Below are 25,151 nucleotides of genomic sequence, written 5' to 3'. Positions count from 1 at the left end.
GCGAAAGGACGTATCTCATGAGCTTCGGCAAGGGTCACAAGCTTCACCTCATCGACGGCTCGGCCTTTATTTTCCGCGCCTATCACGCGCTACCGCCGCTGACGCGGAAATCGGACGGGCTGCCCATCGGGGCCGTGGCGGGTTTCTGCAATATGTTGTGGAAATATGTGCAGGATTCGAAGGGGGATCTGGCGCCGACCCATGTTGCAGTGATCTTCGATCACAGCGGCGATACGTTCCGCAGCGAGATCTATCCTGAATACAAAGCCAACCGTCCGCCTGCACCCGAAGATCTGGTGCCTCAGTTCCCTCTGACGCGGGAAGCGACGCGGGCCTTTAATATTCCCTGTATCGAGCTTCAGAATTTTGAGGCGGATGACATCATCGCCACGCTTGCCTGTCAGGCGCGCGAGGCAGGGGGCGAGGCGGTTGTGATCAGTTCCGACAAGGATCTGATGCAGCTTGTGGGCGACGGGGTCACCATGCTGGATCCGATCAAGAACAAGGAGATCGGGCCGGAAGAGGTTGAGGAGAAATTCGGCGTCGGCCCCGACCGGGTGGTCGATATTCAGGCGCTTGCCGGGGATTCGGTCGATAACGTGCCGGGTGCGCCGGGGATCGGGATCAAGACTGCGGCGCTGCTGATCAACGAATACGGCGATCTGGAAACGCTGCTGGACCGCGCCGGTGAGATCAAGCAGCCCAAGCGCCGCCAGACGCTGATCGATTTCGCCGATCAGATCCGGGTGTCTAAGCGGCTGGTGCAGCTCGATTGCGAGACCCCGCTGGATTTCTCGCTGGATTCGCTGGAACTGCGCGATCCGGAACCCGAGACGCTTCTGGGTTTCCTGACCGAGATGGAGTTCCGCACGCTGACCAATCGCGTGGCCGAGAAATTCGCGATTGAGGCTCCGGCGATCCCGGATGTCCCGGTCGCTGCCCAGGGCGAGGCTGCGACCGGGCCTGACTGGCCCGCGATCAATCTGGATGGCTATGAGACGGTCACGACGGAAGAGGCTCTGACCGCATGGATCGACCGCATCACCGAAGCCGGTGCGGTCGCCATCGACACGGAAACCACCGGGCTGAACGAAATGACCGCCGATCTGGTTGGCATCTCGCTGTGCGTCGAGGCCGGGGCGGCGTGTTATATCCCGGTGGGGCATGTGTCCGGCGGGGGCGATCTGTTCGGCTCGGCTGCGCTTGCCGAAGGGCAGCTTGCCGTGGATCTGGTGCTGGAGAAGCTGAAACCGGTGCTGGAAGACGCCGCGATCCTGAAGATTGGGCAGAATATCAAATATGACTGGAAGATCCTTGCCTGTCACAACATCCGCATGACGCCCATCGAGGATACGATGCTGCTGTCCTATGCGTTGGCGGCGGGCGAATATAATCACGGCATGGATGCTCTGGCCGAGCGGGTTCTGGGCCACCAGACCATGCCGATCAAGGATCTGATCGGCTCGGGCAAGTCGCAGATCGGGTTCGAGCAGGTCGAGATCGCGAAGGCCGCTCCCTATGCTGCCGAGGATGCCGAGGTGACATGGCGGCTCTGGCAGATGCTGCGTCCTCAGCTTGCACCGAATGCGGTGACGACGGCTTATGAGACGTTGGAACGGCCGATGGTCCCGGTTCTGGCGGATATGGAGATGGCCGGGATCAAGGTGAATCCCGAGCATCTGGCGCGTATGTCCAATGTATTCGCGCAGAAAATGGCCGGGCTGGAGGATGAGATCCACGAACTCGCCGGGCAGAAATTCAATGTCGGCAGTCCCAAGCAGCTTGGAGAGATCCTGTTCGACAGGATGGGGCTGGAAGGCGGCAAGCAGGGCAAGACCGGGGCCTATTCCACAAGCGCCGATGTGCTGGAGGATCTGGCGGCGGAGGGCCATGATCTGCCCGCCCGCGTGCTGGACTGGCGCGGCATGTCCAAGCTGAAATCGACCTATACGGATTCTTTGCAGACCCATGTGAACGCGGATACGGGGCGGGTCCATACGTCGTATGCGATCACTGGGGCGCAGACCGGGCGGCTGGCCTCGACCGATCCGAATTTGCAGAATATCCCGATCCGCACCGAAGAAGGCCGCCGCATCCGCGAGGCCTTCATTGCCACGCCGGGGCATAAGCTGGTGGCGCTGGATTACAGCCAGATCGAGCTGCGCATTCTGGCTCATGTGGCTGACATCCCGGCGCTGAAACAGGCTTTCCGCGAAGGGATCGATATTCACGCCATGACGGCAAGCCAGATGTTCGGCGTCCCAATAGAGGGCATGGACCCGATGATTCGCCGTCAGGCCAAGGCGATCAATTTCGGGGTGATCTATGGGATTTCCGGCTTTGGCCTGTCGCGCAATCTCCGCATCCCGAGGGCCGAGGCGCAGGCCTTCATCGACACATATTTCGAGCGTTTCCCCGAGATCCGCGCCTATATGGACAGCACGGTCGAGAACGCCAAGCGGGACGGCTATGTGCGGACCATCTTCGGACGGCGCATCATGACGCCGGGCATCAATACCAAGGGGCCGGCGGCAGGCGGTGCAAGACGGGCAGCGATCAACGCGCCGATACAGGGCGCGGCGGCGGATATTATCCGCCGTGCAATGATCCGGATGCCCGATGCGATCAGGCATATGCCCGCGACCATGCTGCTTCAGGTCCATGACGAACTGGTCTTCGAGGTCGAGGAAAACGCCGTGGACGATCTGATCTCGGTTGCCCGTCAGGTGATGGAGGGCGCGGCTGAACCTGCGGTGAAGCTGTCAGTGCCTCTGGTGGTCGATGCCGGAAGCGGGGATAACTGGGCCGAGGCGCATTGAGGGCGGGTGAGCGCCGTCGCTGAGCGCCTGGCCCGCATTCCTGTCACGGCACCAGACGCGGGGCGGGGCCGACCGGGACCGGGCCAAGGCGCATCCGGCCATCTTTCAGGATCAGCGGCAGACGAATCTGCCCGTCAGTGGCGGGGGGCAGGGAAACGATCTGATCCATATCCGCCTCTGTCTCGGCCTGCGCGGCCTCGGATGCCACTTCGACCGAGGTCGATGACAGATCCTCTGCGCTTGGGGGCGGTTCTGTTTCATTGGCCACGGGCGTTTCAGAAAGATTTTTTAGCAGCGCTCCTGCCATCAACGCGCGCTCGGGCGGCAGAAATCCTGCCGAGACCGCCGCATCAATGAAGCTCTGCGCATCCTTCGTGTAGAAGGCGGCCTCGCCCGAGGCATAGCCATTCGCATCGGCCTCGATCCTGCCGATCAGGGTGGCCTCTGTCCTGCCAAGCGAAAAACGCAGCCCACTGCTTTGCAGCCCGGTCACCACCGGGGGCGGCACATTTCCCTGAAGCATGGCCTGACCGACAGGCGCAGTCAGCCAAAGCTGCCCCGGACCCGAGATATCCAGCCGTTCCGTCAGCGATCCGACCGCGATTCCGCTTGCCGCCAGGTTGATCGCATATCCCGCACCGGACCCTTCCGGCGCGGCACCGCCCATATGGGCGATGACGGCGCGAAGATCCAACGCCTCAAGGACGTCTGCGCCGTCGATCTTCAGCCCCTGTGCCTCGATCCCCGCATCGCTGATGCTCATCCGATGCAGCGGCGAGACCACTGCGAAGGCGCTGCCATCGCTCAGCGTCATCTGAGCCGGGGCCGACCCAAGGCGCAATGTCATCTGCTGCGGCAGTTCGGCGGTCAGCCTGTTCGGGGACAGGGCCGGTGCATAGAGGTCGATTTCGGGGGCCGCGAAACCCATCTGTTCATCGCCATAGTCAAGCTGCTCAAGCCGTATCCCGATCCGCGATGGATTGCGCAGCGGGCTGACATTTTCCGCCGTGATCCGGGGATCTGCTGCCACCGCTTCGCGTGCGCGACTGCTCAGCCAGCTTTCCACGCCATACCAGGATGCGCCGAAAATCACGACGAGAAGGATCACCCCGATAACCAGTTTCTTCATCAAGGCCTCCATTCACCCCGAGATGCTTGAACCGGCGGCATGTAAGCCTAGAATGCCGCCCGATGAAAGAGGAAGTCATGCGGGATCAGAACTGGTTGTTTGCCTATGGGTCGCTGATGTGGGACCCCGGTTTCGAGGTGGCCGAGCGTGTCGTGGCGACGCTTGAAGGATTTCACCGCAGCTTCTGTCTGCGCTCATATCATTATCGCGGCACCCCTGAAGTGCCCGGTCTGGTTCTGGCGCTGGATGAGGACGGAACCAGCCGCTGCCGGGGCGTGGCGCTGCGTGTGACGGATGAAAACTGGCCCGAGGTGATCGCGGCGGTGCGTGCGCGTGAGCTGATCTCTGATGCTTATCGCGAGGCTGTGCTGCCGCTGCATCTGTCGGATGGGCGTCAGGTTGAGGCAATTACCTATGTGATGCAGCCCGGACATGAGCAATATGCGGGCGGGCTTGCTGCGGATGAGCAGGCGCGGATCATCGCGGCGGCCTCGGGCGAGCGGGGCGAAAACCGCGATTACCTGTACAATACGGCGGCGCATCTGGCCGAGCTGGGGCTGCGCGATGCCGATCTGGAGCATCTTGCGGATGAAGTGCGCCGCCTGACGTCCTGAAACGATAAATAGGCGGTTGGCAGATATAGCGGTGCTGATAAACTCGACCGCAATTTGATGCCCGCCCGGAGTGTAATATGAGTGCCGAGACGCCGCCTGAACCAAACCCGTCCGCCTCAGCGGAAGACAGGCCCTCCGCACAGGATGCGGACAGCCAGACAACCGCGTCGCAGGCTGACGCGTCGAAGGCCGAGCGCAATGTGATCGATCCGGCGGTTCGGTCCAGATCCCGGCGGCTGACCGCGCGGCGGGCGCAGGAACGCCGTGTAGTCCAGCCGACATTCGGTCAGCCCGTGCGTCAGATCGTGATGATGCTGATCGTGCTGGTTCTGGTCGCGGTGGGCGGATGGTTCGCCTATGGCCGCATTCTGCCGATTTTCGCGGCAAATCCCTGGCTGAACGGTCTGATCCTGACAGTGTTCGTCATCGGCGTTCTGGCCTGTTTCTGGCAGGTCGCGCAGCTTTTCCAGTCCGTAAGCTGGATCGAACGTTTCGCCGAGCGGCGCCGCAATGCCAGCGAAAGAGGCGTGGCTGCCCTCGGCGACGGAGAGGATCGCGCCCCGCGTCTGCTGGCCCCTCTGGCGGCTCTGCTGGGGGCGCGGGGGCCGATTGGCGGCGTGATCTCGACCGGCTCGGCGCGGTCGATCCTCGATTCGGTCGCGACGCGGATCGACGAGGCGCGGGATATCACCCGGTATCTCTCCAACCTTCTGATCTTCCTTGGCCTTCTGGGAACGTTTTACGGTCTGGCAACGACCGTACCCGCCGTGGTCGATACGATCCGGGCGCTTGCGCCGCAGGAAGGCCAGACCGGGATGCAGGTTTTCGAGAATCTGATGACCGGGCTGGAAGCGCAGCTTGGCGGGATGGCGGTCGCGTTTTCGTCCTCGCTTCTGGGGCTGGCGGGCTCGCTTGTGGTCGGGCTGCTGGAATTGTTCGCGACGCATGGGCAGAACCGCTTTTATCGCGAGCTTGAGGAATGGCTGTCCGGATTTACCCGGCTTGGCATTGCCGGGGATGACAGCGACAAGCTGGATCAGGCCAGTATTCTGGGCTTTCTGGACCAGATCGCCGCGCAGATGGCTGAGTTGCAGGCGTTTTATACCGAGCGCGACGAAATCCGCGAACAGGAAGCGATCGAGGCGGATGAGCGGGTTCTGCTGATGGCCCGCAATGTCGAAAGGCTGGGGCAGTTCATGCTGGACGATTCAGAGGCGAATGTCAGCAGGCTGGGGGAAATGGCCACCGCAATGACACGGCTCAGCGAAGGCCAGCAACGCCTGATCAGCGCCGCCGAGCAGGGATCGGCGGCCGGCACTGAAGAACTGACCCGCGCTCTATCGCGGCTTGGCGAGGCACAGGAAAACCTGATCCGGGCAACCGGACAGCACCCGGCAGAGAGCGGAATCGCGCAGGCTCTGGACCGTCTGGGGCAGGGGCAGGAGCGTCTGATCTCTATCGTCGAACAGAACCCCGCCGAGATGGACGAAATGGCCCGTGCGCTCAACCGGCTGGCCGAGGCACAGGATCGCCTGATCGCGGCAGGCGGGGCTCGTGCGCAGGATGACGAATCCCGGATCTATCTGCGTTCCATCGACGATGCCATGGCCCGGCTGGTCGAGGAAACCGCTGCGGCGCGTCAGCTTTCCACGAAGGATCTGCGCCATGAAATCGTCGAACTGACCGAGGCGCTGCGGGCGCTTGGACGGGCCTGATGGCGCTGTCGCGGGGCAATCGCGGCGGTAACCGCTTCGCATCTACGATCTGGCCGGGATTCGTCGATGCCATGACCGCGCTTCTGATGGTGCTGATGTTCGTCATCACCATTTTCATGGTCGTGCAATCCGTGCTGCGCGATACGGTCGACCGGCAGGAGGACCGCCTGTCCCAATTGACCGAACAGGTCGCCGGGCTGACCCGCATTCTGGCCGTGACGCGCGATGAACGTCAGGCCGCGCAGGCTGGTCTTGCCTCTGCCGAGGAGCGGCTTGGCGATTTCGAAACTCAGGTCGCCCGTCTGATCGCCGCACGGGATGCGCAGGCGCAGCGGGCCGGGCAGGCCGAGGCAGAGCTTGAGGAAAACCGCGAGGCGCTTGCCTCTGCCCGTCAGTCGCTGGACACCACCGAGGCGACGCTTGAAACGACGCGCAATTCCCTCAGCCGCGCCGAGCAGGCGCTTGCCTCTGCCCGCAGCGAAACCGATGCGCAGCGGGAAGCGGCCCGGCTGGCCGCCGCACGGCGCGAGGCGCTGGAGGCTCTGGTCGCCGATCTCCGCGAGGAAAACGCCACTGCGGGGCAAGAACTCAGCGAAGCCGAACAGGCCCGCATTGCCGAAGCCGCCGCAGCCGAGGCGCTGCGTGAAAAATTGCGCAATTCCGAAGCGGAACTGACCGCCCTGACCCTCTCGCTGGAAGAAAGCCGGCAAGAGGCCGAGGATACGCTGACCCTCCTTGCCGCCGCAGAGGCCGCGCGGGATGAACTGGCCGGGAGTGCCGAAAACAGCCTGACGGAATCAGAGCGGCAGGCGGCGCTTCTGGCAACTGCGCGGGCGGAACTGGCCGAGGAACAGCAGAGTTCGACCGAGGCTCAGCGCCGCGTGGCGCTTCTGAATGAGCAGGTCGCGGCCCTGAACGCACAGCTTGCCTCGATCCAGCAGGCGCTGAATATCAGCCAGGCCGATGGAGACGCCGCCGAGGTTGAACTGGAGGAACTTGGTTCGCAGTTGAACGCAGCACTTCTGCAGGCCTCCGAGGAACAGCAGCGTCGCCTTGCTCTGGAAGAGGCCGAAAGGCTGCGTCTGGAAGAGGAAACCGCCAATCTGTCCCGCTATCGTTCCGAATTCTTCGGTCGGTTGCGCGACATTCTCGAAGGTCGCGACGAGGTCGAGATTGTCGGCGACCGTTTCGTCTTCCAGTCCGAGGTGCTGTTCAGACAGGGCGAGGCCACCCTCTCGCAAGAGGGTCGGGAAAGCGTTGCCCGGGTCAGCGAGATGCTGATGGAGATCGCCGATACCATCCCCGAGGAAATCGACTGGGTGATCCGCGTGGATGGCCACACGGATTCGTCGCCTCTTTCCGGGCAGGGCCGCTATCGCGATAATTGGGAACTGAGCCAGGCCCGTGCTCTTGCGGTTGTCAGATATATGGTGGACGATCTGGGTTTCCCTGAGGGCCGTCTTGCGCCGACCGGATTTGCCGATACACGTCCGGTTGCATCGGATGACACGCCCGAGGGCATGGCACGAAATCGCCGGATCGAGTTGAAACTGACGGAACGCTGATGACCGAATTTCTGGAAACGCCTCAGGGCCGCAGCATCGCCTTTCTTCGCCAGCAAGGGCAGAGGCCGGGTGTGGTATTTCTGGGCGGTTTCCATTCAGATATGCGCGGCACCAAGGCCGAATATCTGGCGGAATGGGCGGCGCGGGAAGGCCGAGCCTTTCTGCGTTTCGATTATTCCGGTCACGGCGAATCGGGCGGAGCCTTCGAAGACGGTGCAATCGGTGACTGGGCCGAGGATGCCGTGGCCGCGATTTCGGCACTGACAGAAGGACCGCAAGTGCTGGTCGGCTCTTCAATGGGCGGCTGGATCTCGCTTCTGGTCGCGCGGCAAATGTCCGACCGCGTCGCCGGGCTTGTCGGCATCGCCGCCGCGCCGGATTTCACCGAGAACGGATTCTGGGCAGGTTTCAACGATGATCAGCGGGCCGTGCTGATGGATCAGGGTCGGATCGAGGTGCCGTCGGAATATGATGACGGCCCGACGGTGATTACCCGCCGCCTGATCGAGGATGGGCGCAATCAGCTTGTCCTCAACCAGCCTCTGCGTCTGGATTTCCCGGTGCGCCTGTTGCAGGGAACCGCCGATACGGATGTTCCGGTCGATTGGGCGATGCGGCTGCTCGATCATGCCGAAAGCCCGGATCTGCGGCTGTCTCTGGTCAAAGGCGCGGATCATCGGTTCTCAACCCCGGAATGCCTGTCGCTTATCAAGGATTCGATCACCGGGGTTCTGCGTGGCTAAGCGTGGCCGCGTCGATAAAGCCCGGTCGGCACCGCAGAAACCGGTGCCGCGCCGCTCTGGCAAGGGCGGTGAAGGCCGGGCTGAACCCCGCGCCCCGAAGGGGCGGAAAATGCTGAGCCTGTCGCTTTTGCTTCTGCTGGCCGTGATTGTCATTGTCGCGCTGATCTGGGCTTTCGGACCGCGCGAATCGGGGCGCTTCGAACCGCCTCAGATCGGGGAACTGCCCGAGGATCTGGATGCCTATCTTTATCAGGAAGAAAGCGGAGTGCCGCCCGAGGTCTCGCGCCGGATCGTCTGGGCGGGCCGAACAGGGGTGCGGACGCCGGTGGCCATCGTGTATCTGCACGGATTTTCGGCGACATCGCAGGAAATTCGCCCTGTCCCGGATCTGATCGCAGCATGGCGCGGCGCGAATCTTTATTTCGCGCGGCTGAACGGTCACGGTCTGGACGGCGCATCGATGGGAACGGCGCATGTCTCGGACTGGGCGCGGGATGTGGCTGAAGCGGTGGCGATCGGCCGCCGTATCGGCAAGCAGGTGATCCTGATCGGCTCATCGACGGGAGGGACGCTTGCAGCGATGGCCGCGCGGGATCCGCAGCTTGGCAGGCTGATCGACGGGGTGGTGCTGGTTTCGCCGAATTTCGGGCTCAAGAACGGTTGGGCATTTCTGGCAAGACAGCCTCTCGCCCGTCACTGGCTGCCATTGCTCGGCGGGCGCGAACGCTGCTTCGAGCCGAAAAACGAAGCTCACCGCAAATTCTGGACGACCTGTTATCCTCTGACGGCGATCCTGCCAATGGTCGCCCTTGTCGCAGAGGCGACCAGCACAGGTTACGCCGAGGCCAACCAACCGCTGCTGGCCCTGTGGTCCCGGAATGATCAGATCATCGACGCCGCTGCCATTCCGCGCGTGCTGGAAAGCTGGGGAGGTGATGTCACGGAATCACCGGTATCGCTCGGCCCCGGCGACGATCCCTCGGCGCATGTGATTGCGGGTGATATTCTATCGCCCGGACAAACCGCGCCGGTGGCTGCCCGCATCAATGGCTGGATTACCCAGAATTTCGGAGAGTAGCCGGGGCGCTGCCCCGGACCCCGGGATATATTTACGCCAGAATGAATACGCGTTCAGCCTGGGTCAAATATCCTGCGGGGGTCCGGGGTGCAAAACCCCCGGCCCTGAGGGTGATTACTCGGAGCGCGCGGCGCGTTTGCGTTCATGCGGGTCGAGATGGCGCTTGCGCAGGCGGATATTTTTCGGCGTGACCTCGACCAGTTCGTCATCGTCGATATAGGCGATGGCCTCTTCCAGCGACATACGCACGGGCGGGGTCAGGCGGACGGCTTCGTCGGTCCCGGACGCGCGGACATTGGTGAGTTTCTTGCCCTTGAGCGGATTGACCTCAAGATCGTTGTCGCGGCTGTGCTCGCCGATGATCATGCCGGTATAAACCTGTTCCTGCGCACCGATGAACAGCTTGCCGCGCTCTTCCAGGTTCCACAGCGCATAGGCCACTGACACGCCGTTTTCCATGCTGATCAGAACGCCCTGACGGCGGCCCTGAATGCTGCCCTTGTAAGGGGTCCAGCCGTGGAAGATGCGGTTCAAGACGCCATTGCCGCGCGTGTCGGTCATGAATTCGCCGTGATAGCCGATCAGCCCGCGCGACGGCACATGCGCCACGATCCGGGTCTTGCCGTGGCCTGCCGGGCGCATGTCGATCAGCTCACCCTTGCGGTCGCCGGTCAGTTTCTCGATCACCGCGCCGGTATAGTCGTCATCGACGTCGATAATGGCTTCTTCGACCGGCTCCATCCGCTGGCCGTCTTCCTCGCGGAAGATCACGCGGGGGCGCGAGATCGACAATTCGAATCCTTCGCGGCGCATGTTTTCGATCAGCACGCCCATCTGCAATTCGCCCCGGCCCGAGACGATGAAGGCCTCGCCGCCGGGCGTATCCTCGACCTTGATGGCGACGTTGGATTCGGCCTCTTTCATCAGGCGCTCGCGGATGACGCGGGATTGCACCTTCTTGCCGTCCTGACCGGCAAGGGGCGAATCGTTGATCCCGAAGGTCACGCTGATCGTGGGCGGGTCGATGGGCTGTGCGGGGATGGCCTCTTCAACCTCCATCGCGCAGATCGTATCGGCCACGGTGCCTTTCGCCATTCCGGCGATGCTAACGATATCGCCTGCCTCTGCCACGTCGATCGGTTGCTGCGTCAGGCCGCGGAAGGCCAGAACCTTGGAGATACGGAACTGCTCGACCCGCTCATTCTGACGGTTGAGCATCTTGACCGTGTCGCCCGGCTTGGCGCGACCGGCCTCGACCCGACCGGTCAGGATGCGTCCTAGAAAGGGATCCGCGCCGAGCGTAGTGGCCAGCATGCGGAAGGGCTCATCCGCCTGAGCGACCTGTTTCGGCGGATCGACATGTTTCAGGATCAGGTCGAACAGCGCCGAGAGGTCCTTGCGCTCATCATCGAGATCGGCGACGGCCCATCCCCCGATGCCCGAGGCATAGAGATGCGGGAAATCAAGCTGATCATCCGTCGCGCCGAGATTGGCGAACAGGTCGAATACCTCGTTCAGCGCATGTTCGGGTTCTGCCGCCGGTTTATCGACCTTGTTCAGCACCACGATGGGCTTCAGGCCAAGGGCGAGCGCCTTCGAGGTCACGAACTTGGTCTGCGGCATCGGACCTTCGGCGGCATCGACCAGCAGGCAGACGCCATCGACCATGCTCAGGATCCGTTCCACCTCGCCGCCGAAATCGGCGTGGCCGGGCGTGTCCACGATATTGATCCGGGTCCCGTTCCACTCGACCGATGTTGCCTTGGCGAGGATGGTGATGCCGCGTTCGCGCTCAATATCGTTGCTGTCCATCGCGCGTTCGGCGACGGCCTGGTTTTCGCGAAAGCTGCCGGACTGCTTTAGAAGCTGGTCCACCAGTGTCGTCTTGCCGTGGTCGACATGGGCGATGATGGCGATATTGCGGATATCCATAGCACGGGCCTGTTCAGAGGAAGTTGCGCCCCCCTATCGCAGAGTATGCGCGTTGGCTAGCCTTATGTCCCTGACTGGATGATGACGGCGGGGCGCGGCGGAGTCCGTTTGCATACAAAACCGCATAAAAAAAGGCCCGGCGGAATTCGCGTCCGGGCCTTTTCACGCTTTCGGCGGTCAGCGCAGGCCGAGCATCGAAAGGATGAAAAGTACAACGACAACAAGGCCTACGATATAGATAATAGAGTTCATTGCTCTGTTCCTCTGATATTGCTTCCCAAGGCCAACGTGTCGGCATTCCGGCGGGTTCCGGGATTTATCAAACGATATACCTGTCGCGGCGGTGATTGAGAGCAATGGTCAGATTGGCAACCGCCGCACCGAGAAAGGACCAGAGGACAGCGCCCGGGTCCAGCATCAGAAGTGCTACCAGAAAGATCACGGCATCCACGATAAGCTGTACCCAGCCTGCGCGGAAGCCGGTTGCATCCTGAATATACAGCCCGACAATTCCGATCCCGCCAAGACTTGCGCCGTGGCGGAACAGGGCGATCAGGCCAGAGCCGACAAAGGCTCCGATCATGATGGCGCCAAGCAGCGGCGACAGATTCGAGAAGCTGATATAATTCGGCAGGATCGCGACAAGGACCGAGTTCAGCGTGACCGCAAGCAGGCTTTTCGCGACGAACACCTTGCCGAAGCGCTTCCAGCCGAACCAGTAGAACGGAATGTTGATCACGAAGAAGACCGGCGCCCATCCCCAGCCGGTCGCATATGAGATCAGAAGTGCGGCACCTGCCGTCTGGCCGGTGACAAATCCCAGATGGGTCAGGATCACCACGCTCAGAGAGGCCATGAAGCTGCCATAGGCGATACCTTGCGCATCGTCGAGAAGCGTATGGGCGGTTTCAGGAGGCGGTGAAGGAGGAGAAATTTCTGGCATACTCATGTACTTGACCCGAGAATCGCCGGTGATCAAGGGGGATGATTGCGAAGATGTGGTGACGGTCGATGCGGGTCGGTTGCGATATGTCCGGGGCTCCGTCAGCATAGGGGTGCGGGATAGGGCTTTGCCATGTCACTGGTCTCGGGTTAGAACGGCTTGATTATCTGCTTGAGAGGGACATGAATGTCCGACGATTTCGAAATCGACACCGACGACCTGGAACGCCGCATGAATGGCGCGATGGAATCGCTGCGCCATGAATTCGGCAGCCTGCGGACCGGGCGTGCCTCGGCCAGCATGGTCGAACCTGTGATGGTTGATGCCTATGGGTCGCCCACGCCGATCAATCAGATCGGAACCGTGAACGTGCCCGAGCCGCGCATGGTCACCATCAATGTCTGGGACAAGGCGCTTGTCGGCAAGGCCGAGAAGGCGATCCGCGAATCGGGGCTGGGGATCAATCCGCAGTTGAACGGCACGATCATCATGCTTCCGATCCCCGAACTGAACGAGGAGCGTCGCCGGGAACTGACCAAGGTTGCCGCGCAATATGCCGAAAACGCCCGCGTTGCGATCCGCAATGTGCGGCGTGACGGGATGGATCAGGTCAAGAAGGGCAAGGCTTCGGGCATGTCCGAAGATGATCAGAAGCTTTGGGAAGAGGAAATCCAGTCGCTGACCAACCGCATGATCGGCAAGGTCGATGAGGCGCTTGAAGTCAAGCAGGCAGAGATCATGCAGGTCTGATGGCTGAAATTATAAGGCATTTTTAATGGTATTGAAGGCTGCGGCACAGCCGGGCGCGACGACGCCCCCTCGCCATGTCGCGATCATTATGGACGGCAACGGGCGATGGGCGACCAATCGCGGGTGGCCCCGGCTTGTCGGTCACCGTCGCGGGGCCGAGCGGGTCAAGCAGATCGTCCGCGCCTGTCCAGATCTGGGCGTCGATTGGCTGACGGTCTATGCGTTTTCAACCGAGAACTGGAAACGCTCGACCGAAGAGGTTCTGGGTCTGATGAAGATCTTCCGCCGCTATATCCAGCGTGAGGCGGACGGATTGGCGGCGGAAGGCGTCAGGATGCGCTTCATCGGCGGGCGTGAGCGGCTCGATGACAAGCTGCAGGCGCTGATGAGCGGAATCGAGGCGCGGACAGCGGGCAATACGCGGCTCAACCTGACGGTTGCAATCAATTATGGCGGTCGGGATGAGATCCTGCGCGCCTCGACCCGGCTTGCCGCGAAAATCGCTTCGGGCCAGATTTCTGAGCCGACCGAGGCGGATTTCGCGGCCTGTCTCGACACGGCGGGCTGTCCCGATCCGGATCTGGTGATCCGCAGTTCGGGCGAGACGCGGACCTCGAATTTCCTGCCCTATCAGGCGGCCTATGCGGAATATGAGTTCACGCCGACGCTCTGGCCCGATTTCACCCCGGATCATCTGGCCGAGATACTGGACCGGTTCGGGCTGCGCGACCGCCGTTTCGGTGGTGTTTGACCAGGGATGGCGGCGGGCGGCAAGTGGTCTGATCTGACGCGGCGCGTCACCTCTGCGGTCATTCTGATCGGCATCGGGGTGATGCTTGCGCTGTCGACCGGCCTCATGCTGTGGGCCGGTGTGGCGCTGTTCATGGCGCTGACCTTCTGGGAACTGGCGCGGATGACCGGCTGGAAAGGTCCGGCGCGGTTTGAGACGCCTTTGGGCCGCTCGCGCCCCATCGTGCTTGCGGTTGCCGCGGGGCTGTCCTTGTTCGCGGCGCTTGGCCTGCCATCTGTCAGCGCCCTCATCCTGCTGATCCCGATCATTGCCGGTCTGCCCGGAGCCGTGCCGCGCGACCGTCTGACCTATGCCGTTTTCGGCTATGCGATCATGGCGGTCGGGTTCGAGCTTGTGCATCTGCGGCAGGAATACGGGCTGCCCTTTATCCTGTGGCTTATGGGGGTGGTGATCATCTCGGATATTCTGGGCTATTTCGCCGGGCGGATGATTGGAGGTCCGAAATTCTGGCCCAGTCTCAGCCCCAAGAAAACCTGGTCCGGAACCGTCGCGGGATGGGTCGGGGCGCTGATCTTCGGTCTGATCCTGTGGCTTTCGGGGCTGGCCGGTGCGGCGCTGATCTTCCTGTCGCCGGTCGTGGCGTTTGCCGGGCAGATGGGCGATATGGCGGAAAGCTGGCTGAAGCGGCGGGCAGGGGTCAAGGACAGCTCTAACCTCATTCCCGGTCATGGCGGTTTCATGGATCGGTTCGATGCGGTGTCCGGTGCCGTGCTTGCGATCATGATGCTCAGCTGGGTCATGGGGCTGCCGCAGGTCGGTTTCTGATGCGTTCGGTTTCGATTTTCGGCGCGACCGGTTCAATCGGTGAAAGCGCGTTCGACCTGTTGATGCAGTCAGGTGGCCCCGAGACATGGCGGGTCGTCGCGCTAAGCGGCGGGCGCAATATCGCAAGGCTCGCCGAAATGGCGCGAGGCCTCAGGGCAGAGATCGCCGTGACCGCCTATCCCGAACTGGCAGAAGATCTGGAAGCAGCACTTGCCGGGTCCGGCATAAGCAGCGCCGCCGGGCCTCAGGCGATTGTCGAGGCGGCAGAGATGGACGCCGACTGGACCCTGTCCGCAATCGTCGGCGCGGCGGGTTTGCCACCGGGGCTTCGGGTTCTGGAAAGGGGCGGTACGCTGGCGCTTGCGAATAAGGAATCGCTTGTGGCGGCGGGTCGTCTGGTGATGGGGACGGCATCGCGCAACAATGCGCGTATTCTGCCGGTGGATTCCGAACATTCCGCAATTTTTCAATCTATTGGGTCTGACAACCTAGAAAATATAGAATCCGTGACGATCACCGCCTCGGGTGGCGCATTCCGCGACTGGCCGCTTGAGAAGCTTGCCGAAGCAACGGTCGAGCAGGCCTCGACCCATCCGAATTGGGCAATGGGGCAAAGGATCACGATTGACAGCGCTTCTATGTTTAATAAATCGCTTGAAATTATTGAAACACAAGAATTTTTTCGAATCTCTCCTGAGAAAATCAGGGTCCTGATCCATCCTGAATCCATTATTCATGCAATGGTCACGCATTGCGATGGCGGAAGCATTGCTCATCTTGGTGCGCCGGATATGCGCCATGCGATCGGTTATGCGCTGCACTGGCCCGAGCGTGTCGAGCTTCCGGTGCCGAAGCTGGATCTTGCGGCGCTTGGCAGCCTGACGTTCCGCGCCCCGGATGAAACCCGCTGGCCGGCGTTGCGTCTGGCGCGTGAGGTGATGCAGGTCGGAGGGGCTGCAGGTGCCGTGCTGAATGGCGCGAAAGAGCAGGCTCTGGATGATTTCCTGGCCGGGCGTATCCGCTTCACGGATATGTCAGCCGCGGTCGAGTTTGCGTTGGATGACTTGACCTCGGACCGCAGCTTCTCCACATCCCCTGCGGATCTTGCGACGGTGCTGGACTGGGATCAGCGGGCGCGACAGTCGGCTGCTGCATGGGCGGCGGGAAACAGAGGGCGATAATATGGAATTCCTGTCGGGACTTGGCGGCGGTATCTGGACGTTGATCGCGTTTCTGGTGGCGCTTTCGGTGATCGTCGCGGTGCATGAGTACGGGCATTACATTGTCGGTCGCTGGTCCGGTATCCGGGCGGAAGTGTTCTCTGTCGGTTTCGGGCCGCGCCTGTTTTCGCGCCGGGACCGTCGCGGGACGCGGTGGCAGGTCGCGGCGATCCCTCTGGGCGGATACGTGAAATTCCTCGGCGACAGCAATGCGGCAAGCGCGGGAACCGGGACGACGGTCCGGCCTGAATTGCGCCGTCAGACGCTGGAGGGCGCACCGCTTTGGGCGCGGACGGCGACCCTCTTGGCGGGGCCGGTGTTCAACTTCATCCTGTCAGCGCTGATCTTCGCCGCGTTCATGCTGATCCGGGGTGTGCCGGTCGAGACACCGACAGTTGGCGATCTTGCACCTACACCGCCCGAAATCGTCAATGAGCTTCGCCCCGGCGATGAAATTCTGGCGATTGGCGATTATCCGGTGCGGGAATGGGCGGATCTGTTCACGATTGCTGACCGTTTGCCACCTGCTGCGGTCCAAAGCTGGACCGTGCGCCGCAACGGGGACGAGCTGACCGTGCAGGGGCCCGATCTGCTGCCTCCGCGGATCGGAGGCGTCGCTCCGGGAGGCGCGGCTGCGGCAGCGGGGCTGATGTCCGGCGATGTGGTCCTCTCGGCCAATGGTGAGACGCTGAGCCGTTTTTCGGATCTCCGCACCCATGTCGAAGCTGCCGCCGGAGAGCCTCTGACGCTGGAAATCTGGCGTGATGGCGAGGTTCTGGATATCACTCTGGCACCGAAAGAACAGGATCTGCCCCTGCCGAGCGGAGGCTATGAAAAACGCTGGCTGATCGGGGTGTCCGGTGACGCATATTTCGCTCCGGCAACGCGGAATGTCGGGCCGATCACCGCGATCTGGCAGGGCGTGGTGCAGGTCGGGGATATTATCGGCTCCAGCCTTTCAGGCATCTGGGCGATGATCACCGGGCAGATCGGGGCCTGCAATCTGGGCGGCGCGATCACGATTGCCGAAAGCACCGGGCAGGCGGCGAATGCGGGGTTTTCCCAGTTCGTCTGGTGGATCGCGGTTCTGTCGGTTGCAATCGGATTCCTGAACCTGCTGCCGATCCCGGTTCTGGATGGCGGCCATCTGGCTTTTTACGCATGGGAAGCCGTGACGGGCCGCCCGCCATCCGCTCAGGCGCTGAACCTTCTGACCTCGATCGGCTTCGCGCTTGTGATCGGGCTGATGTTCTTTGGCCTCAGTAATGATCTGCGTTGTTGATTAAGGCAAATCGGGTTTTGACACGGGTCCCCCTATCCATGTAGATTTGCGGGCAAAATTGGTGCGAAATTGCGCCATCGCCAAAAAACCGAAGGGGCAGCCAGGATGAAACTGAAACGCAGCACATGCGCGGTCGCGCTGATCGCAGGTCTGGCGGGGGCGGCTCCGGCGGTGCTGATACCGGGTCCGGCCCTTGCATATGTCTTCACTCAGGTCCGGATCGAGGGCAATCAGAGGATTGAGCCGGAAACGATCCTGTCCTACGCGAATGTCGTCCGGGGCGCGGAAACCTCGGCGGGTGAGGTGAATGACGCCTTGCAGCGCCTTCAGAATTCCGGACTTTTCGAAACGGTTCAGGTGACGCCGCAGGGCAATACGCTGGTGATCAGTGTCCGCGAATGGCCGACGATCAATCAGGTTGCCTTCGAAGGGAACCGCCGCATCGACGATGAACAACTGGCAGAGATTGCCCAGTCGGAATCGCGCCGGGTCTATTCTCCGTCGTTGGCTGAACGTGACGCCAGCAATATCGCGCAGGCCTATTCCCAGCAGGGCCGGATCGCGGCGCGGGTCAATCCGCGCATCATTCCGCGTGACGGCAACCGCGTCGATCTGGTGTTCGAGGTGCGCGAAGGCGACGTGACCGAGATTGAGCGAGTCGGGTTCACCGGCAATCGCAGCTTCTCGGACCGCCGTCTGCGGAACGTGCTGGCAACCAAGCAGGCGGGGCTGCTGCGGAACTTCATCCAGTCCGACACCTATAACCCAGAGCGTCTGCGCCTTGATGAAAACCTGCTGACCGATTTCTACCGCTCGCAGGGCTTTGCCGATTTCACGGTGCAGGGCGTCGCTCCCGAACTCACGCGTGAACGTGACGCCTATTATGTCACCTATGCGATCAATGAGGGTCCGCGCTATCGCTTCGGCCAGATCACCACGGTTTCCGAAATTCCCGGTGTCGATGCCGCGCCGTTCCAGCAACAGAACCGGGTGCGTAGCGGGACATATTACACCCCTGAAATCGTCGATCTCTCGATCCGCCGGATGGAGACGATTGCGCTTCAGCAGGGCTTGGATTTCGTCAATATCGAACCGCGTATCACCCGGAACATGCGCAATCAGACCCTTGATCTGACCTTCGCGCTGACCCGTGGCCCGCGCGTCTTCGTTGAACGGATTGACATCGAAGGCAACACCACCACGCTGGATGAGGTGATCCGCCGTCAGTTCCAGACCGTCGAGGGCGACCCGTTCAACCCGCGCGAAATCCGCAACTCGGCCGAGCGTATCCGTGCGCTTGGCTATTTCGCCGATGCGCAGGTCGATACGCGCGAAGGCTCCAGCCCGCAGCAGGTTATCGTTGACGTCAATGTCGAGGAACAGCCGACCGGGACGCTGGAATTCGGCGCTAGCTATGGCGCAAGCTCGGGCGTTGGGGTGAGCGCCGGACTGTCCGAGAGGAACTTCCTTGGGCGCGGTCAGGAAGTCTCGGTTCAGATTTCGACGGCAAGCGGCTCGCGTGCGGGAGCGTTCACCTTTGTCGAACCTTATTTCCTGACCCGCGATCTGCGCTTCAGCTTCTCGGGCTGGTATCGTGAGACGGATCGCGACAACGCTGATTTCAACACCCGCTCGGTGGGTCTGCAAACCGGGATCGAGTTCCCGATTTCCGCTTCGTCGCGTCTTGGCGTGCATTACAAATACTCGAAGGATACGCTGTTCGATGTCACACCGCTCGGTGTGGATGAGGATGGCGATCCCGAAGGTTCCTCGCCGATCCTGACCGAGGAAGAGGGCGGGCTGTATACCTCGGCGGTCGGCTATAGCTACAGCTATGACAGCCGCCGCGTCGGGCTGAACCCGCGCACGGCGACCAAGCTCAGCTTCACGCAGGATTTTGCCGGTCTGGGGGGTGATGTCAAATCGGTGACATCGATCCTGACCGCAGGGGTCGAATCGACCGCCTGGCGGCCCAATATCACCTTGCGGGCCGAGTTCGAGGCCGGTGCGGTGCATATGCTGGACGATCAGAACAGCCGTGTGCTGGACCGTTTCCGCGGTCAGCGCGTCCGTGGTTTCGAAACGAACGGCATCGGTCCGCGCGATATCGAGGCCCCTAATGAAGATGCGCTTGGCGGTAACTATTACTGGGTTGCCCGCGCCGAGGCGCAGTTCCCGGTCGGTCTGCCGGAAGAATATGGTCTGACCGGCGGTGTCTTTGCCGATGTCGGCTCGATCTGGGGGCTGGATAATACGGCGGGCGCATATGGTACCACCGTCGATGACGACATGAATATCCGTGCCGCTGTCGGTGTCTCGATCTTCTGGACAACGCCGATCGGTCCGTTGCGGATGAACGTGTCGAAGGCCGTTCAGAAAGAAGATTACGACGAAGAACAGAACTTCGACCTGACGATTTCGACGCGGTTCTGATGCGGCTGATACGGCTCAGCCTGCGTGTTGCGCCAGTGCTTTTCTGGGGCTTCGGGGCAGGCTGCGTTGCGGCTCAGGGCGCTGCGCCCGGCGGTGATGCAGCCGCCGATCCCGGAACACCTGTTCAGACGCAGGAACCGGCAGCGCAGGCGGATATGCCTGCATTGCCGCAGCGGTTTTCGGGTCAGCAAGCGTCAGGGATTACGGCTCAGGCTCAGGGGCCTGTTGCCATTCTGGTGCTGGATTTCGATCAGGCCTATCTCCGATCCGCATGGGGCAGGAACTCTCAGCAAGAGGCCGAGGCCGTCGCGCGTGAGATCTATGCCGAGAATACGCGGCTGGAAGAGGATCTGATTGCCGGAGAGCAGGCACTGAAAGAGGAACGCGACAGCCTGACGCCTGCCGAGTTCCGGCGCAGGGCCGAGGCGTTCGACGCGCGTGCCCAGACCATCCGCCGGGAACGTGCCGAGGTTCTGCGTGACTTCGAGGCCCGCAATCAGGCCGACCGCAACGCCTTCGTGCAGGCGACGCTTCCCGCTGCGGCGGCCATCATGCAAGAGCGCGGGGCGGCTGTCGTGCTGGACCGGCAGCAGGCGCTGATCGCGGCGAATGCGGTCGATATCACGGATGAGTTGGTCATCAGGCTGGATGCAAGCCTCGGTGAGGGGCCAGGTTTTCCGGACAGTGTGCCAGAGCCGCAATCGGGTGCCGCATCGGGTGCCGCAACCGAGGTTGTGACACGGCCAGATGAGGCGTCCTCAGCCGATGCTCCTGCCGGAGAAAACGGGGACGGGTCGGAGGCGGCTTCGGAAGAACACGGCTCCGAAGAGGCTGAGCCGGGGCAATAAGCCCTGCGCGACATGCCCCGCAGATCAGGGCAATGTCGCAATCCGTTCCAGCAGCAGATCGAAGAACGCATCCCGGTCGATATCGCGGATGAACAGCGCATTCTTCTCGCGCCCGCTGACCCCCCACCAATCCGCGACCGTCATGCCGGTTGTGAATTTACCTTCTGTCTCGATTTCGACATTGATGCGCCGACCCGAAAAGATCTCGGGGCGGATCAGCCACGCAATCGTGCAGGGATCATGAAGCGGTGCGCCTTTGCTGCCGTATTTTTCCTTGTCGAACCTTTCGAAGAAATCGGTCCAGCTTGCGACTGCCTCACCGGCGCGTGTGCCGAGCTTGCGCAGATCGGCGATCCATTCCGCCGAGGTCAGCGCTTTATGCGTCACATCAAGCGGCATGACGACGATATCTGTGCCCGACGAAAACACCTGCGCGGCGGCCTCGGGGTCGACATAGATATTGAACTCGGCGGCGGGGGTGACATTGCCGACCTCAAAATACGCGCCGCCCATCAGAACGATCTGCGCCACGCGTCCGACGATATCGGGCGCACGCGCGAAGGCGGCTGCGATATTGGTCAGGGGTCCGATCGGCACCAGCGTCACGCTACCTGCCGGTTCGCGGCGCAGCGTATCAATGATGAAATCCACGCCGTCGCGACCCTTAAGTGCCGTGGCCGGTTCCGGAAGTTCGATCCCGTCGAGCCCGGTTTTCCCGTGAACATGCTCTGCCGTCACCAGTTTCCGCATCAGAGGCGCATCGCATCCGGCATAGACGGGGATATCGCGCCCGCTCAGTTCGACGATCTGCCGCGCGTTGCGCTCGGTCAGTGTCAGCGGCACGTTTCCGGCAATTGCGGTGATCCCGAGAACTTCGATTTCAGGCGAGGCGAGCGCAAGCAGAATGGCGACGGCGTCGTCCTGGCCGGGGTCGGTGTCGATGATGATTTTGCGTGGCATGAGATTCCCCGTGTCCTGTCCGCGACAGATCACCGCAAAACGCCCGGTCGCGCAAGGCGGCCGGGCATCCGAGAGCCTGCGAGGGAAATTGCAGGCGATCCAACACCGACTGAACGGGAACGTAATGACTTATCAGTTAACGGCGTAAGGGCGAATGTCGGGCGAAACGGCAGCAAAGTCAATAACTGACTAAATAAGTCAGATTAATTTATCGCATTTTTTACGGGTTCGGGCGCATTGACGGCGGAAGGGCGGGACGGTAACCGCCGGTCATGGCCCGAGCACCGATCCTTCAGCTTACCGATATTTCCCTGACTTTCGGCGGTAATCCCGTTTTCGACAGGTTGGGCCTGACCGTCCAGCCCGGCGACCGGATGGCGCTTGTCGGGCGCAATGGCTCGGGCAAGTCAACGCTGATGAAGGTCATGGCCGAGCTTGTCGAACCGGATCGCGGCGAGGTGGTCAGCCCTGCCGGGATCAGCGTCGGCTATATGGAGCAGGACCCCGATCTGTCGGGCTTTGCGACGCTTGGCGATTTTGCTGCGTCCGGGCTTCCTGCGGGGGAAGCGTACCGGGTCGAGATGGCGGCGGAAGGGCTGAAATTCGACGCGGCGCGTCCTGTCTCGACTGCATCGGGCGGTGAGCGCCGACGCGCGGCTCTGGCGCGGCTGCTGGCCGAAGCGCCCGATCTGATGCTGCTGGACGAACCGACCAACCATCTGGATATTCAGGCGATTGGCTGGCTGGAAGAGCAATTATCGCAATCCCGCGCGGCTTTCGTGCTGATCTCTCACGACCGGGCGTTCCTCAGGGCGCTGACCCGTGCGACGCTGTGGATCGACCGGGGCGAGGTACGGCGGCAGGATAAAGGATTCGAGGCGTTCGAGGATTGGCGCGAAACCATCTGGGCCGCCGAGGATGAGGCCCGGCACAAGCTGGACCGCAAGATCAAGGCCGAGGCGCGTTGGGCGGTCGAGGGCATCAGCGCCCGCCGTAAGCGCAATCAGGGCCGGGTGCGGGCGTTGCAGGCGTTGCGTGAGGAACGCGCATCGCAGATCCGCAGGCAGGGTGCGGCGGCTATGGATCTGGATGCCGGGCCGCAATCGGGAAAGCGTGTGATCGAGGCGGCGGGAATATCCAAAGCCTTTGGCGATCATGTGATCCTCAGACCTTTCGATATGCGCGTGCAGCGCGGCGACCGGGTTGCATTTGTCGGACCGAACGGGATCGGCAAGACCACGGTGATCCGGATGCTGACCAAGGAAATCGCACCGGATACCGGCAGTGTCACACATGGCACCAATCTTGAGATCGCCGTGTTCGACCAGACCCGCAGCGCCTTGAAGCCCGATCTCAGCCTGTGGGAATCAATGACGACCGATCCGTCCATGTCGGTTTCCGGGCGCTCGGATCAGGTCATGGTGCGGGGAGCGCCGCGTCATGTGGTGGGCTATCTGAAGGATTTTCTGTTCGACGAGGCGCAGATGCGGGCTCCGGTGCGCAGCCTTTCGGGCGGTGAGAAGGCCCGGCTGCTTCTGGCGCGGATCATGGCGAAGCCCTCGAATCTGCTGGTTCTGGATGAACCGACAAATGATCTGGACGTGGAAACGCTGGATCTTTTGCAGGATATTCTGGGCGATTATGACGGCACGGTTCTGCTGGTCAGCCATGATCGCGATTTCATCGACCGTGTGGCCACAACCACCGTGGCGATGGAGGGCGATGGCCGCGCCGTCATCTATCCCGGCGGGTGGAGCGATTATGTCGCGCAACGCCCCGAAAACAGGGCGGCTGTGCAACAAGTCAGGCCCGTGGCGCCGCGCCGCGAGGATATGCCGCAGGCCCGCAAGGCCGCCAAACCGGGGCTGAGTTTTACGGAAAAGCACCGGCTGGAAGAACTGCCTGCCATTATCGCACGGCTCGAAGCCGAAATCGGCAAGCTGTCAGAGTTTCTGTCCGATGCGAATATCTATGCCGACGCACCGGCGAAGGCGCAGAAGGCGACCGAAGCCCTTGCCGAGCGTCAGGCCGCGCTGGATGCCGCCGAAGAGGAATGGCTGCTGCTGGAAGACAAGGCGGCGGGCTGAGCCGCACCATTCAAGGGCGCGATCCGCGAGGGCGGACCGGTCCAAAAATGGCTCAGCCATTCAGCCGCGACGGGCCGGGATCCAGCGGGCGGATGCGCAGCTTGGTGATACGGTTTTCCTTCCGCGTCACCACCTCGAACCGGTAGCCGTGGAACGAGAAGACCAGACCCTGCGCGGGAATGGACTGCGCCATATGGATGACCAGACCGGCAACGGTATTCGCCTCATCATCGGGCAGGTTCCAGTCAAGCGCCCGGTTGAGGTCGCGGATGGTCATCGCTCCGTCGATCAGATATTCGCCATTCGGGCCGGGTTTCAGGTCGTGACCGGCCTCGGTGTCGTGCTCATCGGCAATCTCGCCCACGATTTCCTCGATGATATCCTCAAGCGTGATCAGCCCGCGCAGCGATCCGTATTCATCAACGACAAGCGCGAAATGCGTGCGCCGCTTCAGGAATTCGCGCATCTGTTCGTCAAGTGAGGTCGTGTCGGGGACGAAATAGGGCTTCATCGCCACCGCCATCACGTCGAAATCGCGCACCGCATCCGCCGGATCGCCCTTGCCGTCATAGGCGGATCTGTGCACCGCGCGAAGCACGTCTTTCGCATGGATCACTCCGATTACGTTTTCACGTTCGTTGCGATAAAGCGGCAGGCGCGTATGTGGGCTGGTCAGCACGGTTTCCAGCATCGCCGCAGGCGGCAGATCGCCGTCGATCATCTGGATCTCGGAGCGGTGTTTCATGATCTCATCCACCGTCCGGCTGCCCAGATCGAGCGCCCCCAGAAGCCGGTCGCGGTCCTCTTTATCGACCGCGCCCGATTCCGTGCCGATGCTGAGCGCTCCGGCGATTTCCTCATGGACCGAGAACATGTTCTTGCTGGGATCGCTTTCCAGCCCGAACAGGCTGAGGATCGCGCGGACAATCGCCCGGACCACCATCACGATGGGCGAGAGGACCCGCATCACGATGCTCATCGGACGCGCGACAAGGGATGCCAGCGATTCCGGGTTGGCGATGGCATAGGATTTCGGCAGGACTTCGGCGAAGATCAGTACCAGAACCGTCATCACCATCGTCGCCATTGCCACGCCGCTGGAGCCGAACAGCGCCGTGAACAATGCCGTCGCCAGTGAAGCGGACAGGATATTCATGACGTTATTGCCCAGAAGGATCGCGCCGATCAGCCGGTCGCTGTCCCGGCTGACCCTCAGCGCGGTCTCGGCGCCGGTATCGCCCTTATCGGCGCGGTTGCGCAGCTTGGCGCGGCTGGCGGCGGTCAGCGCGGTCTCGGAGGATGAAAAGAAGGCCGAGCCGATCAGCAGAAGCAGAATGGCGATGGCGAAGGTCCAGATCATTGCGCTGCTGCCGCTTTCCGCGCCCGGAGGCGGTGCGGTCCGTGCGGCGGCATCTGTCTGGGCGGTTGCGGCAAGGGCGGTCGAGAGAAAAGCGGTG

Annotated in this window: 19 protein-coding genes; 14 read left to right on the top strand and 5 right to left on the bottom strand. The window is 62.1% G+C overall.

Features of this window, described 5'->3' with window-relative positions; genetic code table 11:
- Nucleotides 1-17 precede the first annotated feature (17 nt).
- On the top strand, nt 18-2,819 hold the full coding sequence (gene polA, locus PAE61_RS09800; protein WP_271112213.1) for a DNA polymerase I: 2,802 nt from the start codon (nt 18-20) through the stop codon (nt 2,817-2,819).
- 43 nt (nt 2,820-2,862) lie between these two features.
- Here the strand turns inward: polA and PAE61_RS09795 are convergent, their stop codons facing one another.
- Entirely contained in the window at nt 2,863-3,948 is a 1,086-nt protein-coding gene (locus PAE61_RS09795; protein WP_271112212.1) for a DUF2125 domain-containing protein, read from the bottom strand.
- Nucleotides 3,949-4,010: 62 nt separating this feature from the next.
- Between PAE61_RS09795 and PAE61_RS09790 the strand changes: the two genes are divergently transcribed.
- The 5 genes from PAE61_RS09790 (at nt 4,011) to PAE61_RS09770 (ending at nt 9,663) form a co-directional block, all read left to right on the top strand.
- On the top strand, nt 4,011-4,562 hold the full coding sequence (locus PAE61_RS09790; protein WP_271112211.1) for a gamma-glutamylcyclotransferase: 552 nt from the start codon (nt 4,011-4,013) through the stop codon (nt 4,560-4,562).
- A gap of 77 nt (nt 4,563-4,639) precedes the next feature.
- Nucleotides 4,640-6,277, top strand: coding sequence for a coiled-coil domain-containing protein (locus PAE61_RS09785; RefSeq protein WP_353620350.1), 1,638 nt, complete (start codon nt 4,640-4,642; stop codon nt 6,275-6,277).
- Nucleotides 6,277-7,842, top strand: a complete 1,566-nt coding sequence (locus tag PAE61_RS09780; RefSeq protein WP_271112210.1) for a peptidoglycan -binding protein — start codon at nt 6,277-6,279, stop codon at nt 7,840-7,842. Before PAE61_RS09785 ends, PAE61_RS09780 begins: the two co-directional genes overlap by 1 nt.
- Nucleotides 7,842-8,585: an alpha/beta hydrolase gene (locus PAE61_RS09775; RefSeq protein ID WP_271112209.1), complete on the top strand. Its 744-nt coding sequence runs from the start codon at nt 7,842-7,844 to the stop codon at nt 8,583-8,585. Before PAE61_RS09780 ends, PAE61_RS09775 begins: the two co-directional genes overlap by 1 nt.
- Nucleotides 8,578-9,663, top strand: a complete 1,086-nt coding sequence (locus PAE61_RS09770) for an alpha/beta hydrolase (protein WP_271112208.1) — start codon at nt 8,578-8,580, stop codon at nt 9,661-9,663. The genes PAE61_RS09775 and PAE61_RS09770 overlap by 8 nt, the downstream gene beginning before the upstream one ends.
- A gap of 114 nt (nt 9,664-9,777) precedes the next feature.
- On the opposite strand, the gene typA is transcribed toward PAE61_RS09770, so the two are convergent.
- Nucleotides 9,778-11,595, bottom strand: coding sequence for a translational GTPase TypA (gene typA, locus PAE61_RS09765; protein ID WP_271112207.1), 1,818 nt, complete (start codon nt 11,593-11,595; stop codon nt 9,778-9,780).
- Nucleotides 11,596-11,914: 319 nt separating this feature from the next.
- Entirely contained in the window at nt 11,915-12,538 is a 624-nt protein-coding gene (locus tag PAE61_RS09760; RefSeq protein WP_434803131.1) for a YitT family protein, read from the bottom strand.
- A 186-nt stretch (nt 12,539-12,724) separates the two neighbouring features.
- On the opposite strand from PAE61_RS09760, the gene frr reads away from it, so the two are divergent.
- The 7 genes from frr to PAE61_RS09725 all read left to right on the top strand — a co-directional run bounded on the left by frr (nt 12,725) and on the right by PAE61_RS09725 (nt 20,647).
- On the top strand, nt 12,725-13,288 hold the full coding sequence (gene frr / locus PAE61_RS09755) for a ribosome recycling factor (protein WP_271112205.1): 564 nt from the start codon (nt 12,725-12,727) through the stop codon (nt 13,286-13,288).
- Nucleotides 13,289-13,313: 25 nt separating this feature from the next.
- Nucleotides 13,314-14,039: a polyprenyl diphosphate synthase gene (gene uppS, locus PAE61_RS09750; protein ID WP_271112204.1), complete on the top strand. Its 726-nt coding sequence runs from the start codon at nt 13,314-13,316 to the stop codon at nt 14,037-14,039.
- A 6-nt stretch (nt 14,040-14,045) separates the two neighbouring features.
- Complete coding sequence (locus tag PAE61_RS09745; protein ID WP_271112203.1) at nt 14,046-14,864, top strand: phosphatidate cytidylyltransferase; 819 nt, start codon at nt 14,046-14,048, stop codon at nt 14,862-14,864.
- On the top strand, nt 14,864-16,045 hold the full coding sequence (dxr, locus tag PAE61_RS09740) for a 1-deoxy-D-xylulose-5-phosphate reductoisomerase (protein ID WP_271112202.1): 1,182 nt from the start codon (nt 14,864-14,866) through the stop codon (nt 16,043-16,045). The genes PAE61_RS09745 and dxr overlap by 1 nt, the downstream gene beginning before the upstream one ends.
- A gap of 1 nt (nt 16,046) precedes the next feature.
- Nucleotides 16,047-17,366 carry an RIP metalloprotease RseP gene (gene rseP, locus PAE61_RS09735; protein WP_271112201.1) on the top strand — a complete coding sequence of 440 codons (1,320 nt, stop codon included), beginning with the start codon at nt 16,047-16,049 and terminating at the stop codon, nt 17,364-17,366.
- Nucleotides 17,367-17,471: 105 nt separating this feature from the next.
- Nucleotides 17,472-19,799: an outer membrane protein assembly factor BamA gene (gene bamA / locus PAE61_RS09730; RefSeq protein ID WP_271112200.1), complete on the top strand. Its 2,328-nt coding sequence runs from the start codon at nt 17,472-17,474 to the stop codon at nt 19,797-19,799.
- Nucleotides 19,799-20,647, top strand: coding sequence for an OmpH/Skp family outer membrane protein (locus PAE61_RS09725; protein ID WP_271112199.1), 849 nt, complete (start codon nt 19,799-19,801; stop codon nt 20,645-20,647). Before bamA ends, PAE61_RS09725 begins: the two co-directional genes overlap by 1 nt.
- A gap of 24 nt (nt 20,648-20,671) precedes the next feature.
- Here PAE61_RS09725 and PAE61_RS09720 read toward each other — a convergent pair whose 3' ends face one another.
- A complete protein-coding gene (locus PAE61_RS09720) occupies nt 20,672-21,607 on the bottom strand; it encodes a nucleoside hydrolase (protein WP_271112198.1) in 936 nt (311 codons plus the stop codon).
- 272 nt (nt 21,608-21,879) lie between these two features.
- On the opposite strand from PAE61_RS09720, the gene PAE61_RS09715 reads away from it, so the two are divergent.
- Nucleotides 21,880-23,694 (top strand): ABC-F family ATP-binding cassette domain-containing protein, encoded by a 1,815-nt coding sequence (locus PAE61_RS09715; protein WP_271112197.1) that lies wholly within the window; start codon nt 21,880-21,882, stop codon nt 23,692-23,694.
- Between the two features lie 52 nt (nt 23,695-23,746).
- On the opposite strand, the gene PAE61_RS09710 is transcribed toward PAE61_RS09715, so the two are convergent.
- On the bottom strand, nt 23,747-25,054 hold the full coding sequence (locus tag PAE61_RS09710; RefSeq protein WP_271115125.1) for an HlyC/CorC family transporter: 1,308 nt from the start codon (nt 25,052-25,054) through the stop codon (nt 23,747-23,749).
- Nucleotides 25,055-25,151 lie beyond the last annotated feature (97 nt).

The sequence above is a fragment of the Paracoccus aerodenitrificans genome, from assembly GCF_027913215.1.
Taxonomy (GTDB): domain Bacteria; phylum Pseudomonadota; class Alphaproteobacteria; order Rhodobacterales; family Rhodobacteraceae; genus Paracoccus; species Paracoccus aerodenitrificans.
This window is presented reverse-complemented; position numbering and strand designations above follow the sequence as displayed.